Source organism: Mesorhizobium sp. (assembly GCF_017306585.1).
GTDB lineage: Bacteria > Pseudomonadota > Alphaproteobacteria > Rhizobiales > Rhizobiaceae > Mesorhizobium.
The window spans coordinates 22,410-35,253 of the sequence record NZ_JAFKIC010000113.1 but is presented as its reverse complement, the minus strand read 5'-3'; the positions used below and the strand labels follow the sequence as shown (position 1 = coordinate 35,253).

The 12,844-nt window shown below is 65.4% G+C and carries 15 protein-coding genes; 8 read left to right on the top strand and 7 right to left on the bottom strand.

The features are described 5' to 3' along the window. Positions 1-382 precede the first annotated feature (382 nt). A complete protein-coding gene (locus J0I79_RS07070) occupies positions 383-1,357 on the bottom strand; it encodes a GlxA family transcriptional regulator (protein ID WP_292856022.1) in 975 nt (324 codons plus the stop codon). Further along, a complete protein-coding gene (gene plsY / locus J0I79_RS07065; protein WP_292856020.1) occupies positions 1,350-2,033 on the bottom strand; it encodes a glycerol-3-phosphate 1-O-acyltransferase PlsY in 684 nt (227 codons plus the stop codon). Before plsY ends, J0I79_RS07070 begins: the two co-directional genes overlap by 8 nt. 227 nt (positions 2,034-2,260) lie before the next feature. Here plsY and J0I79_RS07060 point away from each other — a divergent pair, with 227 nt between their 5' ends. Together J0I79_RS07060 and J0I79_RS07055 are read left to right on the top strand one after the other, a co-directional pair. After that, complete coding sequence (locus J0I79_RS07060) at positions 2,261-3,778, top strand: FAD-dependent monooxygenase (protein ID WP_292856018.1); 1,518 nt, start codon at positions 2,261-2,263, stop codon at positions 3,776-3,778. A 317-nt stretch (positions 3,779-4,095) separates the two neighbouring features. Continuing rightward, on the top strand, positions 4,096-4,737 hold the full coding sequence (locus J0I79_RS07055) for a glutathione S-transferase family protein (RefSeq protein ID WP_292856016.1): 642 nt from the start codon (positions 4,096-4,098) through the stop codon (positions 4,735-4,737). Positions 4,738-4,762: 25 nt separating this feature from the next. Here J0I79_RS07055 and J0I79_RS07050 read toward each other — a convergent pair whose 3' ends face one another. Further along, positions 4,763-4,933, bottom strand: a complete 171-nt coding sequence (locus J0I79_RS07050) for a hypothetical protein (RefSeq protein WP_292856015.1) — start codon at positions 4,931-4,933, stop codon at positions 4,763-4,765. 300 nt (positions 4,934-5,233) lie between these two features. Between J0I79_RS07050 and J0I79_RS07045 the strand changes: the two genes are divergently transcribed. Beyond that, positions 5,234-5,575, top strand: coding sequence for a hypothetical protein (locus J0I79_RS07045; protein WP_292856014.1), 342 nt, complete (start codon positions 5,234-5,236; stop codon positions 5,573-5,575). Between the two features lie 104 nt (positions 5,576-5,679). Here the strand turns inward: J0I79_RS07045 and J0I79_RS07040 are convergent, their stop codons facing one another. Then, positions 5,680-6,042, bottom strand: a complete 363-nt coding sequence (locus J0I79_RS07040) for a hypothetical protein (protein WP_292856086.1) — start codon at positions 6,040-6,042, stop codon at positions 5,680-5,682. A gap of 226 nt (positions 6,043-6,268) precedes the next feature. Here J0I79_RS07040 and J0I79_RS07035 point away from each other — a divergent pair, with 226 nt between their 5' ends. Further along, entirely contained in the window at positions 6,269-6,709 is a 441-nt protein-coding gene (locus J0I79_RS07035) for a hypothetical protein (protein ID WP_292856012.1), read from the top strand. Positions 6,710-6,774: 65 nt separating this feature from the next. On the opposite strand, the gene J0I79_RS07030 is transcribed toward J0I79_RS07035, so the two are convergent. After that, positions 6,775-8,397 carry an ABC-F family ATP-binding cassette domain-containing protein gene (locus J0I79_RS07030; RefSeq protein ID WP_292856010.1) on the bottom strand — a complete coding sequence of 541 codons (1,623 nt, stop codon included), beginning with the start codon at positions 8,395-8,397 and terminating at the stop codon, positions 6,775-6,777. Positions 8,398-8,811: 414 nt separating this feature from the next. On the opposite strand from J0I79_RS07030, the gene J0I79_RS07025 reads away from it, so the two are divergent. Both J0I79_RS07025 and J0I79_RS07020 read left to right on the top strand, forming a co-directional pair. Continuing rightward, positions 8,812-9,099, top strand: a complete 288-nt coding sequence (locus tag J0I79_RS07025; protein WP_292856008.1) for a hypothetical protein — start codon at positions 8,812-8,814, stop codon at positions 9,097-9,099. 28 nt (positions 9,100-9,127) lie between these two features. Beyond that, complete coding sequence (locus J0I79_RS07020) at positions 9,128-9,502, top strand: hypothetical protein (RefSeq protein WP_292856006.1); 375 nt, start codon at positions 9,128-9,130, stop codon at positions 9,500-9,502. A 155-nt stretch (positions 9,503-9,657) separates the two neighbouring features. Here J0I79_RS07020 and J0I79_RS07015 read toward each other — a convergent pair whose 3' ends face one another. After that, a complete protein-coding gene (locus tag J0I79_RS07015; RefSeq protein ID WP_292856004.1) occupies positions 9,658-10,257 on the bottom strand; it encodes a YdeI/OmpD-associated family protein in 600 nt (199 codons plus the stop codon). 193 nt (positions 10,258-10,450) lie between these two features. On the opposite strand from J0I79_RS07015, the gene J0I79_RS07010 reads away from it, so the two are divergent. Both J0I79_RS07010 and J0I79_RS07005 read left to right on the top strand, forming a co-directional pair. Then, entirely contained in the window at positions 10,451-10,795 is a 345-nt protein-coding gene (locus J0I79_RS07010; protein WP_292856002.1) for a VOC family protein, read from the top strand. 323 nt (positions 10,796-11,118) lie between these two features. After that, complete coding sequence (locus J0I79_RS07005) at positions 11,119-11,847, top strand: SDR family oxidoreductase (protein ID WP_292856000.1); 729 nt, start codon at positions 11,119-11,121, stop codon at positions 11,845-11,847. Positions 11,848-11,857: 10 nt separating this feature from the next. Here the strand turns inward: J0I79_RS07005 and J0I79_RS07000 are convergent, their stop codons facing one another. Continuing rightward, positions 11,858-12,826, bottom strand: a complete 969-nt coding sequence (locus J0I79_RS07000) for a LysR family transcriptional regulator (protein ID WP_292855998.1) — start codon at positions 12,824-12,826, stop codon at positions 11,858-11,860. Positions 12,827-12,844 lie beyond the last annotated feature (18 nt).

The following is a 12,844-nucleotide window of genomic DNA, read 5'->3' as shown; positions in this document are numbered from 1 at the left end:
TAGACCCGACGGGAGCGACAGTCACATCTGTTGATGAGGCCAGCCGCGCTATCCGCAGCTTTGTGGGGCTTGCGTGCCGGACCAGGCGACGCGCGGGAACCTGGAAGCCCTGCAGACCGGCCTCGCGCTGCTGAGCGAAGTGATGCCATCTCGGCGAGGCCGGCGGGACAGCGCCCCCCTCTGTCCTGCCGGACATCTCCCCCTCAAGGGGGGAGATTATTCTCGTCGTGGGCTTCGCTAATCACCAACGCTGCAAGGGAGGTGCGGCGAACGAGACAGCCAATCTCCCCCCTTGAGGGGGAGATGCCCGGCAGGGCAGAGAGGGGTGCCTCGCGCCAGCGTATCATCGTGTCGGCTGCGCGCCCCCTACCCGTTGAAACCTTCACCTGCCTCCCGCCACCATCCGGTTCGGATGCCGCAAATGCGTCGGCGTGATGCCGGTCTGCTGGCGAAACACCCGGCTGAAATGCCCGGCATTGGTGAAGCCGCAGCGATAGGCGATGTCGCCGACCGGCAGGTCGCTGCCTTCCAGCAGCGACTTCGCGTGATGCACCCTGAGCGCCAGGTAGGCCGCCATCGGGCCGATGCCGAGTTCGGCCCCGAACAGGCGTTCGAGCTGGCGGCGCGACGAGTTCAGCCGGCTGGCGATCTCGGCCACCGACAGCGTCTCCTGCAAATTGCTCTCCATCAGCAACAGAGCGCGCTTGACCGCGCGGCTCGACGCCGCCGGGAAGAGGTCGCCGACCGGCTGCACGTCGCGGCTGCTCCTGATGCGGTCGAGCACCAGGATCTTGGCGGCCTTCTCCGCCGCCTTCTGGCCGATGAACTGCGACACGAAATAGCCGGCAAGGTCGGCGGCACCCGTGCCGCCGGCGCAGGTCGCGCGGCCACGGTCGACCGAAAAGAGGCTGTCGGCATGGGCGTTCACGTCGGGAAACTCGGCGCGGAAATCCTTGATGTGGAACCAGCTGACGGCGGCGGCGTAACCGTCGAGCAGGCCGTAGCGCGCCAGCACGAAGCTGCCCGTGCACAGCGCCGTCAGCGGCACGCCCTTCTCGGCGGCGCGCAGCAGGAACGCCTCCTTGTCGGAACTCAAGGCGCGGTTGGTGTCGAGCAGCCCTCCGACCACGACGATGTTGTCGAAATCCTCGGGATTGCCGATGCCTTTGGTCGGCAGCAGTTCGACGCCGCAGCTGGCCCGGATCGGCAGGCCGCGCTCGCCGACGATCTCCCAGTCGAACTCGATGCGCCGGCTGCGGTCGCCCTCGTCGCCCGCCAGCCGCAGCGTGTCGATGAACAGCGACAGCGGCGACAGCGTGAAGTCGCGAACCAGGAGAAACGCAAACCGCCTAGCCATTCGGAAACGTCCCCTCGCCTCCGGACGCCGACCGCGGACTGCCTTGCCCGACACGCGGCTCGGTTCCAGCCAGGAGCCGCCCGATATTGGCGCGATGCCGCGCGATGACATAGAGCCCGCCGGCGATCACCAGCAGCCGGTAGGCCAGAGGCTGATCCAGGGCGCAGACCAGCACGATCGCGGTCGACGCCGCCAGCATCGAGCTTAGCGACACGATCCTGGAAATGGCCAGCACGGCGCAGAAGACCACTGCCGCGCCGAGACCGATCGGCCAGGACATGGCGAGCAGCACGCCGAGCCCCGTCGCCGCCGACTTGCCGCCGGTGAAGTTCAGCCAGACCGAACGGCCATGACCTAAGAGCACGGCAAGCCCGGCAAGACAGACGGCCCACGGCACCACGCCTTGCGGATCGAGCCCTGCCGGCGGTGCGGGCAGCGCATAGAACCAGCGGGCGAATACGATCGCCGCGGCCCCTTTCAGCACATCGACCAGCAGCACGGCCAAGGCCGGCCATTTGCCCAGGGTTCGCAGCACATTGGTCGCACCCGTGGACCTCGAGCCATGCTCGCGTATGTCGATCCCCTTCAGCAGTCTCCCCAAGAGATAGCCGGTCGGAATGGAGCCGAGGAGATAGGCGACCGCCAGTCCGGCCACGCCCGCTATCCAGAAAATCATCGTGCCCCCTGTTGCGCGCCAATCGCCATACCCTTATATGGCCTCTGTCGGAAAAGGCAGGGTTGGTTTGGTAAGCCCAACTCCTTTCGGTAACGAAAGCTCTGGTCTTTGGCTTCGTGCAGAGATCCCCGCGACGAACATCGGACGCTCAGGAAGCGTTCAATGGTTCGTCCGTGGCTCTCAAGGCGAGGAACGCTCCGGTCGAACATCGGCCACAGGAGTAGTTCATGCAAAGCCATCCGATTTCCCATAATGTCATCATTGCCGGCGCCGGCCCGGTCGGTCTCTTCCTCGCCTGCGAGCTGCGCCTTGCGGGCATCTCCGTCCTGGTGCTGGAACAAGCGCCGGATCCGCGCTCTCCCCTGAAGCGGCTGCCCTTCGGCATGCGCGGCCTGTCAGTGCCCACCATCGAAGCCTTCCATCGCCGCAACCTGCTCAGCGAGATCGCGGCGGCGCCGGGCAAGGACGGCGGCGCGCACTGGAGCCAGCAGCAGCGCCGCCCGGGCGGCCATTTCGCCGGCATCCAGTTCTATCTCGACGTGGTCGACACCTCGAAATGGCCCCATCGCCTTCCCGGACCCGCCATCACCAATCTGGCCGTCGAGATGGAAGAGCTCGAAGCCATGCTCGCCGCCCGCGCGAGCGCGATGGGCGTCGAGATCAGGCGCGGCCTCGGCGTCGAGGGTTTCACCCAGTCCGGCGAGGACGTGACCGTCCGCGCCGGCGGCGAGACGTTTGGCGCGCGCTGGCTGGTCGGCTGCGATGGCGGCCGCAGCACGGTGCGCAAGCTTGGCGGCTTTGGATTCACCGGCACCGATGCCGAATTCACCGGCTATTCCGTCGAAGTCGAGCTGGCCGATCCGGACAAGCTCAGCCTCGGCCGCCACTACACGGCGGCGGGCATGTATACCTTTGCCCGGCCCGGCACCATCGGCATGGTCGATTTCGACGGCGGCGCCTTCCACCGCAGCCAGCCGATCACGTTGGAACATGTGCAGCAGGTTCTGCGCCGCGTCTCCGGCACCGACGTCACGCTGACGGCGCTGAAACTCGCCACCACCTGGACGGACCGCGCCTATCTCGCCACAACCTACCGCCGGGGCCGCGTGCTGCTTGCCGGTGACGCCGCGCACATCCACTCGCCGCTTGGCGGCCAGGGGCTCAACCTCGGCCTCGGCGACGCCATGAACCCCGGCTGGAAGCCCGCCCCGACCACACCCCGCCACGCGCCGGCCGGCCTGCTCGACAGCTATTTCGCCGAGCGGCATCCGGTGGCGGCGCAGGTGCTCGACTGGTCGCGGGCGCAGGTCGCGCTGATGCGGCCGAGCCCCAGTTCGCGCGCGCTCGAAGCCATCATCCGCGATCTCATCGCCACGCGCGACGGCGCGACCTATTTCGCCGGCCGCGTCTGGGGCGTCGAACTGCGCTACGATCTCGGCGGCGGCCACGACCTCGTCGGCCGCAGCGCGCCCGATTTCGCGCTGGCCGACGGCACGAGGCTCGGCGAACTCATGCGGTCCGGACACGGCCTGCTGCTGGATTTCGGCGCGGGCGCCCCGCTTCAGGCGCTTGCCGAGCGCTGGCCGGGCAGGATCACCTATGTCGCCGGCGACGCCAGCGAACGGCTCGGCCTGACCGCCCTGCTGGTGCGCCCCGACGGCGTGGTCGCGTGGGCCAGCGATGCCGAGCCTGATCCGGAGGAAGCCGCCCAGGCCGCATCACGATGGTTTGGCGAGCCCCAATAGAGCGAACACGGTGACGTTCGATCTCCCCCCTCGTGGGGGAGATGGCCGGCAGGCCAGAGGGGGGCGCGAAGGAATGCCAGCCTCTCAATGCCATCTTTCCTTGCCGGGACATTCGAAGGACGCACGCAGCCATAGGTGGCCAATGGAGAAGGACGGCGGGACAGCGCCCCCCTCTGTCCTGTCGGACATCTCCCCCTCAAGGGGGGAGATTGGCAGCTTCACCGTCGCCACTCCCTGGAAAAAACGAAGCCTCCTGTCGGGAACCGCTGGCGCCGTTCGTCCTTTGTGTATCGAACCAACCAACCGGAGCCCAGCGCATGATGCCCACCATCACAGCCTTCGACCGATCTCCCGACCAGGGTCGCGGACTGGCGCGCGATACGCGCGTTCGCTGGGCGCTGGAGGAAGTGGGGCAAGCTTATGAGGTTCGTTACCTTTCCTCCGCCGCAATGAAGGCGCCGGATCATCTGGCCATCCACCCGTTCGGCCAGATTCCCACCTATGAGGAGGGTTCGCTCTGCCTGTTCGAGACCGGCTCGATCGTCCTTCATCTGGCCGAGCGGCATGCGGGCCTGCTGCCCGGGGATAGCGACGCCCGCGCCCGCGCGATCAGCTGGATGTTCGCCGCGGTCAACACCATCGAGCCGCCGATCCTCGACTTGACGACGGCAAGAATATTCGAAGCCGACAAGCCCTGGAGCGCGGAGCGCCTGCCCCTGGTGAAGGACCGCGTTCGCGCCCGCATGGCCCAGCTCTCGGCTTACCTCGGCGCTGCCGAATGGCTGGACGGTGCGTTCAGCGCGGGCGACCTATTGATGGTCTCGGTGCTGCTTCGCCTGAGAATGTCGGGCATACTGGATGAGTATCCGAACCTCGCGGCCTATGTGGCGCGCGGAGAAGCCCGGCCCGCCTATGCCAGGGCGTTCGCCGCGCAATTCGCGGTCAACTCGCCCTCGTGAGCTCGAGCCGTAAGATCCAAACCGGTCAACGGTCCTGCGACCAGGCGCCCAGACCGGCCATATCGATCAGCCGGATCGCTGTCAGGGTATCGATTTCCCTGGAGATCGGCAGCGGTCGGATTGCCGGTGCTTCCGGCTCGCTCTTGGCGGCGGTGGTGCGGGCCTGGCCAATCATGGCTCGAACGGCGGTCAGCATGTGCGATGTCCCTTCGCTTGTCCTGACGCTAAGAACTTCGCCGCTGCGTTTCCGTTCCAAGGGCTGCTGACATAAACACGCGTCCACCGCCTCGGACTGATTAACGTCGCTACCGGCAACCCGATGTGCGTGAGCAAGCCGTTCCGTCCGCCGATGTCGATGGGGTTAAGCCGATCCAACGGCCTAAGCTGACTGCTAGGCACACTCGCTAAAGGATTATCGGTAATACCTCAGATGGATAGGTCAATTCCAACCTCACTGTTTTAGGGATTCTAAATATCGACCAATCACAATTCCCACATGACCAACAACTCGCGCGTCTACCGGGTATCGAGGATTACCCTCGTCCTTCTTTACTGTTTGTTCTTTGCAGGCTTCGCAATTGCACCGGTATGGTTGAGAATAGCGCATTGGATCGAGCGCACTGAAGGGCCGAAAATCCTGCTCGTGTGCATCGTAGGCCACGTGGCGGCGATGTCTGCTGTGGCATGGGTCATAAATAGAATTAATCAGATCTTCCCGCCTCTGGTGCTGCCGCCCGCTCATTCAGTGTCGTCGTCGGCCTACGAAATTGTAGAGACATCCAGTGAAGCTGATAAAGCAGAAGCGGTCTTCACCAAGACGAACATACCTCGACGCTAGTGCCTCGACACGGACTGCCTTTGTTGTGACGGCGCCCATCGGCGGCGGTAACATCCGAGACATGAGATAAGCGGCGGCAAACCTGCAGCCATGAAGAGGGATTACTACGGATATTTCGCCTTCTCGCCCGCCGGACTCATATCGCCCTGCAACTCCTTCGGCAGCGGCAGGCTCGAGCACTGCAGATGCACGTCACGGGCGTGGAGCCTGCGCTGCTTCTGCTCGGCCTCCTTGGTGGCGGCGATGATGCCCAGCCCGTATGGGCCGAGCGCCGCGAATTCCCAGCCGGGGTGCGTCTGTTCGCGCGCCGCGTAGTCCGCGGCCGCCTTGCGGGCCTGAAGGCATTGCGGCGATGCCCATTTGGGGTCCTGCGCCGAAAGCGACGCTCCATAGTCGACCGGAGAGGTCGCGCATCCGGCCAATGCCGCCGCCAGTGCGGACATTGCAATTTCCAGTGCAATTCTCATCCCGAAGCCCTTGCCAGCCATTTCCGAGAGTACAGGGAATTCCTCCTGCCACAAGCAGTCGGCCGCCATGAAACCGCCCCACCCTGCTTCGCGCTGGCCTTTCCCGCCAGATTCAGGCCCCGGGCCTTGGAACCAAATGGCGGGCGAGACTGTTCAGTTGAAACTTCAATGCGACGCTGACATCTTGGCCGACGGGCAAGGCGGCGACTCTCCAGGAGCTCTCACCATGAATCTTTCGACCGGATTTCGTTCCCTCGCGGTTGCCGCAATCGCCACCGCCAGTCTCGGCTTTGCCAGCGCCGCGCATGCCGACAGCGGCACGATCCGCTTTTCCGTCTACAAGGCGGCGTTCTTCGTCGGCGGCTCCGGCGGCGATGGCACGTTCACCTTCCGCGGCAAGACCTATCCGATCTCGATCGGCGGCGTCTCGGGCGGCCTCGCCTTCGGCGTTTCCAAGACCTATTACCGGGGCACTGTGCGCCACATCCGCAACGTGCGCGACGTGACCGGCGTCTACGGCGCGGCCGGCGGCGGCGGCGCGCTCGGCAAGGGCGCGCAGGTGATCGTGATGACCAACGACAGGGGCGCCCAGCTCGAACTCACCGGCAAGCAGGTGGGGCTGCAGGTCAACGCCGATCTCAGCGGCTTGGCCATCTCACTGAGATAGCGACAACACACTGAAGCGCGTCGCCGAAAATCATGCGGCGCGCTTCGTGCCATAGTCCCGAAAGCTTAACTGCGCAGCCCCGGCGCCTCGTGCCCGGTGCGCTCGACATATTCGGTATAGCCGCCGCCATAGGTGTGGATGCCTTCGGGCGTCAGTTCCAGAACGCGGTTCGACAGCGCGGCGAGAAAATGCCGGTCGTGCGAGACGAACAGCATCGTGCCCTCATATTGCGACAGCGCCTCGATCAGCATCTGCTTGGTTGCGATGTCGAGATGGTTGGTCGGCTCGTCGAGTACCAGAAGATTGGGCGGGTCGAACAGCATCAGCGCCATCACCAGCCGCGCCTTCTCGCCGCCCGACAGCACCCGGCATTTCTTTTCGATCTCGTCGCCGGAAAAGCCGAAGCAGCCGGCGAGCGCCCTGAGCGGCGCCTGCCCTGCCTGCGGGAAATTGTCCTCGAGCGTCTGGAACACGGTGCGCTCGCCCTCCAGCAGTTCCATGGCGTGCTGGGCGAAATAGCCCATCTTCACGCTCGGCCCCCGCGCCACCGTGCCGGTGTCGGGGTCTGAAGCGCCGGCCACCAGCTTCAGCAGCGTCGACTTGCCGGCGCCGTTGACGCCCATGATGCACCAGCGCTCGCGCCGGCGGACCTGGAAGTCCAGCCCTTCATAGATGGTGCGGCTGCCATAGGCCTTGTGCACGTTCTTCAGGGTCACGACGTCCTCGCCGCAGCGCGGCGCCGGCTGGAACTCGAAATTCACCACCTGGCGGCGCTTGGGCGGCTCGACGCGGTCGATCTTGTCGAGCTTCTTCACCCGGCTCTGCACCTGCGCGGCATGGGAAGCGCGCGCCTTGAAGCGCTCGATGAAGGCGATCTCCTTGGCCAGCATCGCCTGCTGGCGCTCGAACTGCGCCTGCTGCTGCTTGTCGGCGATGGCGCGCTGCTGCTGGTAGAATTCGTAATTGCCGGAATAGGCGGTGAGCGAGCCGGCGTCGATCTCGACGATCTTGTTGACGATGCGGTTCATGAATTCGCGGTCGTGCGAGGTCATCAGCAAAGCGCCGTCATAGCCCTTCAGGAACTGCTCCAGCCAGATCAGGCTTTCGAGGTCGAGATGGTTGGACGGTTCGTCGAGCAGCATCACGTCGGGCCGCATCAGAAGGATGCGGGCCAGCGCCACACGCATCTTCCAGCCGCCGGACAGCTTGCCGACATCGCCGTCCATCATCTCTTGCGAAAAACCCAGACCATCGAGCACCTCGCGGGCGCGGCCGTCGAGCGCATAGCCGTCGAGTTCCTCGAAACGGTGCTGCGCCTCGCCATACTTCTCGATGATCTCGTCCATGCGGTCGGCCTGGTCGGGGTCGGCCATGGCGGCTTCCAGTTCCGCCATCTCGGCCGCCACCTCGCTGACCGGCCCGGCGCCGTTCATCACCTCGGCGACGGCGCTATGGCCCGCCATGTCGCCGACATCCTGGCTGAAATAGCCGATGGTGACGCCGCGATCGACCTGCACCTGGCCTTCATCGGGCAGTTCCTGCCCGGTGATCATGCGAAACAGCGTCGTCTTGCCGGCGCCGTTGGGACCGACAAGGCCGACCTTCTCACCCTTCTGCAAGGCGGCCGACGCCTCGATGAAGACAAGCTGACGGCCGTTCTGCTTGCCGATGTTTTCCAGTCTGATCATGTGCAGTCCAGGGGAATTGAAACTTGGGAGGATTTCCCCGGGGCCTTACGCGAAGGACGGTGCCGGGGGAAGAGGCAGAAGCGCCGCAGCGGACGCGGCGCTCTTCCTTCTCCCCTTGAGGGAGAAGGTGGATCGGCGCGATAGCGCCGAGACGGATGAGGGGTGTTCCAGCGAAGTGAGACGTTGGCGTTCCCTGGAACACCCCTCATCCGACCTCGCTTCGCGAGGCCACCTTATCCCACAAGGGGAGAAGGAAGAGGCAGCTCTCAGACACAATCCAGAAACAAGATTCAACATCCGGGAAAAACTGGCGAAAAAATCGCCTGTCATAACCATCCCCATGGCAGCCAAACAGCAGCGGCCACAAAACGCAAAGGGATGGTCCCGACAATGCAACGACGTTCGACCGGATGGATGGGTGCCCTCGCAGGCATTTCGCTCGCCATGCTGGCGGTCGCGCAGTCGGACGCGGAAGCGGCGGTCACCCGGAGCGAATACTGCAGCCGGCTCGGTCTTCAACTCGACGGAGCCATCCAGACCAGGGCCAAACCCGGGGCCAGTGCGAGCCAGATCGCAGAGGCAACGGAACTCCAGGACAAGGCGAGCCGGTTCTGCGCCGAGCGCAAGCAGGCGCAAGGCATCCGCACCTACGCCAACGCCCTGAAACTCCTCGGCGTGACGCCGGTAGATCTCGACCAGTGACAGCAACCCTCAACAAGGAAAGCCTATCATGAACAAGCCCATCCTCTCCGCGCTCGGCCTGGCCATCGCTCTCGGTCTGGCAATGCCTGTTGTCGGCACCGCCTATGCGGACTCGACCACCACCACGACGACCGCTCCGGCGACGACGACCGCTCCGGCCACCACGACTGCTCCTGCCACCACGACCGCTCCGGCGGCTCCCGCTGCCGCGGACGCGGCGAAGGCACCGGTCAAGGCCGCGCACAAGCATCACCGGAAGCATCACCGCCACCACAGGAAGCACCACAGGCATATGCACAAGCACGGCCACCGTCATCACATGGGCAAGAAGCACGGCCACCGGCACGTCGCCAAGAAGCATCACCACAAGCACACCCACAAGAAGCCCGCCAAGGCCGCTTGATATCCACCTACTTCTGACTTCCTCCCTCTTCTGACTTCCTCCCGGGAAAAGGCCGCCATCCGCGAAAGCGGGGCGGCTTTTTCTTGTTCGAAAACAGCTGCTTGAAGCGATCTGGCGATTCAAGCCGCGAACCGCCTCACGGGCAGCCTGAAAACCTATTTCTTACCCTGCGGATAGATCGTCTCGCCGCGCTTCAGCATGGCGACGAAGGTCTCGATCTTCTTCTTGCGTCCCGCCTCGGTCTTCATGTTGTGTGTGCGGAAGGCGAGCGAGAAGCGGTTTTGCGCGCTGAGCGTTTCCAGCATCGCCTTCGCCGCCGGCTCGGCGTCGATCGCCGCCTGCAAATCGTCGGGGATCTTCATCTCCTTGCCGCTGGCATAGGCGCGCGCCCAGCGACCATCCGCCTTGGCGGCATCGACCTCCTTCAGCCCATGGGCGGTCATGCGGCCCTCCTCCACCAGCCGCGCGACATTGTCGATGTTGATCTTGCTCCAGATGCTCTTCCTGCCGCGCGGCGTGTAGCGCTGCAGGAAGCTCTTGTCGTCCAGCCCCTTGCGCACCGCGTCGATCCAGCCGAAGCACAGCACCACGTCGATCGCCTCCTTGGGCGTGATCGACTTCAGCCCTGAGCCTACCTTGTGCACCTTGATCCACACTTCGGTTTCCGTGGCGTGGTGCCCAGCGAGCCAGGCATGAAAACTCGCCGAATCCGGGAATTCGCGGACCTTGTCCGGATCGACCTTGACCGGCGCCATCAGGAGACCTCCCTGTTCGGTGCTGTTATCTCTGGCGTCACTGACATCTTGCCTCCGTTATCATGCGATTCCGCATCATGGCATGATCCACTGTCAGTTTTCGCCAGCAATGGAGCGCGCTGCCAGGAAGCACCGGAACGTGCCACCTAGTGCTGCGTTGCGGCAAGAGTGCACCGTCCAGTGGAGGTCTCCAATGGCAATCGAAACCATTTTCGCCCATGTCAGTTGCTCCGACCTCGAAGCCAGCATTGGCTGGTACGAAAAGCTTTTTGGCAAGCCGCCGCTGCGCCGGCCGATGCCCGGACTGGCCGAATGGCAATTCACCGACAGCGCCGAGATTCAGTTGTTCGAGGACAAGGAGAAAGCCGGCACCTCGACGCTGACGCTCGGCGTGCTGCCGCTGGCGCCGGAGCGGCGGCGGCTGGTGGACGCCGGACTCGAACCCGGACCGATCGAGAAAGCCGACGATTTCTGGATCATGCGCATGCGTGATCCCGACGGGAACCTAGTGGTGTTCGCGAGCGCCGAGCGGGATTAAGAACGCAGGCAGGCGCTCCTTCGCGCCCCCCTCTGTCCTGCCGGACATCTCCCCCACGAGGGGGGAGATTAGTCTCGTCCAGGCCTTCGCCAATCGTCAGCGGATTTCAAAACGCGCGGGCGCCCAAGCTGCCAATCTCCCCCCATGTGGGGGAGATGTCCGGCAGGACAGAGGGGGGCGCTCAAGCTCGACCTGGCCAGGCTTCCGGCCGCGTCCCACACCATCGGCATCTCCGATGACACTATCGGTTTCTTCCGTTTCCCCTCGCCGCGTCGGCCTGCCAATTCCCTGCCCTTGTCCCTTCAAAACAAAGGCAGAGACATATGAGCATTTCGAACCAGAAGATCCTGATCCTCGGCGGCGGCTCCGGCATGGGCCTGGCACTCGCCCGGCGTTGCGTGGAAGCCAGCGCCTCGGTCATCATCGCCGGGCGCAGCGAGGACAGGTTGCAGCAGGCGCGCAAGGCGCTGGGCAATCCCGCCTGCCTGGAAGTCACCGTCGCCGACATCGCGCGGGAGGACGAGGTCGCGGCGCTGTTCGCCGGGATCGGCGGGCTGGATCACATCGTCAGCACGGCCGCCGACATAGAGGGCGCCTACAGGCTGCTGCCGGACCTCGACCTGAAGGCGGCGCAGCGCGTGGTCGACAGCAAGCTCTTCGGTCCGCTGCTTCTGGCCAAGCATGGCGCGCCACGATTGGCCGCGAGCGGCTCGATGACCTTCGTTTCCGGCATCGCCGCCTATCGGCCGGCTGCGCGCGGCTCGGTCGTCGCCGCCGTCAATGCCGCGCTCGAAGGGCTGGTGCGCGCGCTTGCCGTCGAACTGGCGCCGATCCGCGTCAACGCCGTTTCGCTCGGCTGGGTCGACACCGAAATCTGGGCCCAGGTTGCCGGCGACAGGAAAGCGGAGACCCTGGCCGCGATGGCCGGGCGGCTGCCGGTCGGCCGGGTCGGTCAGCCCGACGACATCGCCGACGCCATTGCCTTCCTCATCGGCAATGGATTCACCACGGGCACGACGCTGCATGTCGAAGGCGGGCACCGGCTGGTCTAGCCGGAGGCCGTCAGGATTCCTGCGCGAACAACAGCTTGCGGCGGCCTGACGATTCATCGCCTGAAGCGGCTTCGGGGCGTTGCGCCACCGGCACGGCGCGCATGGCGGCGAGCAACTGGCGCAGCGCCGGCGTCTGGACGCGCCGCCGCCGCCAGATCATCACCAGCAGCGCCGTCGGCATCTCGCCGGGCCAGGGCAGTTCGGCGAGTTCGCCGCGTGCCAGCGCGCCGCCCACGGCAAGCTTCGGCACCAGTCCAAGCCCTGCCCCGGCCGCCACCAGCCGCGCAATGGCGCCGATGCTGCCGACTTCGGCCGCAAGGTCCGGCGTCGCCACGCCCGCGCCGGCGAAAGCAGCGTCCAACATATGCCGGTAGACGCATCCGGGCTCGGTCGCCACGAAGCGCAGCCCGGCAAGCGCCGCGAGGTCGCGTGGCGCCGTCTCCTGCGCGGGAGCCGAGACCAGCACCAGCGGTTCGTTGCCGATCGTGCGCGTAGCCAGGCGTTCGCTGGCGGCGGATTTTGCGCCGTCACGGCGGTCAAAGCAGAAGGCGGCATCGATCTCGCCGTCCTCCAGCTGGCGCAGCAGGGTGCCGCTGTCGGCCACTTTCATGCGCACGGTAATGTCGGGGTGGCGGGCCTGAAACCCCGGCAGCCAGGGCGCCAGCCGAGATGAGGCAATGGTCTCCAGCGCGCCGATGGCAACCTCGCCGCCGCTTGTGCCGGACGCCGCCTGCACCGCGGCGCGCGCCTCGCCATCAAGCCGCAGCAGGTTCTCTGCGATCGGCTTCAGCGCCAACCCTGCCGGCGTCAGCTCGAGCCCGGACTTCGAACGGGTGAATAGCGCGGCGCCCAGTTCGGCCTCCAGCGCCTGGACCTGGTCGCTGACGCTGGATTGCGCGAGATGCACCGCCTCGGCGGCGCGCGTGATGTTGCGGCTGCGCGCCACGGCAAGGAAGGTGCGCAGCAATCTGGGGTGCATGGCCCGGCCGACGTCAGG

Coding starts and splice junctions, on each gene's coding strand:
- J0I79_RS07060 (WP_292856018.1), top strand. CDS start 2,261: ATGCAAAGCCATCCGATTTCCCATAATGTCATCATTGCCGGCGCCGGC.
- J0I79_RS07015 (WP_292856004.1), bottom strand. CDS start 10,257: ATGGCGCCGGTCAAGGTCGATCCGGACAAGGTCCGCGAATTCCCGGAT.
- J0I79_RS07055 (WP_292856016.1), top strand. CDS start 4,096: ATGATGCCCACCATCACAGCCTTCGACCGATCTCCCGACCAGGGTCGC.
- J0I79_RS07020 (WP_292856006.1), top strand. CDS start 9,128: ATGAACAAGCCCATCCTCTCCGCGCTCGGCCTGGCCATCGCTCTCGGT.
- J0I79_RS07050 (WP_292856015.1), bottom strand. CDS start 4,933: ATGCTGACCGCCGTTCGAGCCATGATTGGCCAGGCCCGCACCACCGCC.
- J0I79_RS07035 (WP_292856012.1), top strand. CDS start 6,269: ATGAATCTTTCGACCGGATTTCGTTCCCTCGCGGTTGCCGCAATCGCC.
- J0I79_RS07000 (WP_292855998.1), bottom strand. CDS start 12,826: ATGCACCCCAGATTGCTGCGCACCTTCCTTGCCGTGGCGCGCAGCCGC.
- plsY (WP_292856020.1), bottom strand. CDS start 2,033: ATGATTTTCTGGATAGCGGGCGTGGCCGGACTGGCGGTCGCCTATCTC.
- J0I79_RS07045 (WP_292856014.1), top strand. CDS start 5,234: ATGACCAACAACTCGCGCGTCTACCGGGTATCGAGGATTACCCTCGTC.
- J0I79_RS07010 (WP_292856002.1), top strand. CDS start 10,451: ATGGCAATCGAAACCATTTTCGCCCATGTCAGTTGCTCCGACCTCGAA.
- J0I79_RS07025 (WP_292856008.1), top strand. CDS start 8,812: ATGGGTGCCCTCGCAGGCATTTCGCTCGCCATGCTGGCGGTCGCGCAG.
- J0I79_RS07030 (WP_292856010.1), bottom strand. CDS start 8,397: ATGATCAGACTGGAAAACATCGGCAAGCAGAACGGCCGTCAGCTTGTC.
- J0I79_RS07005 (WP_292856000.1), top strand. CDS start 11,119: ATGAGCATTTCGAACCAGAAGATCCTGATCCTCGGCGGCGGCTCCGGC.
- J0I79_RS07040 (WP_292856086.1), bottom strand. CDS start 6,042: ATGAGAATTGCACTGGAAATTGCAATGTCCGCACTGGCGGCGGCATTG.
- J0I79_RS07070 (WP_292856022.1), bottom strand. CDS start 1,357: ATGGCTAGGCGGTTTGCGTTTCTCCTGGTTCGCGACTTCACGCTGTCG.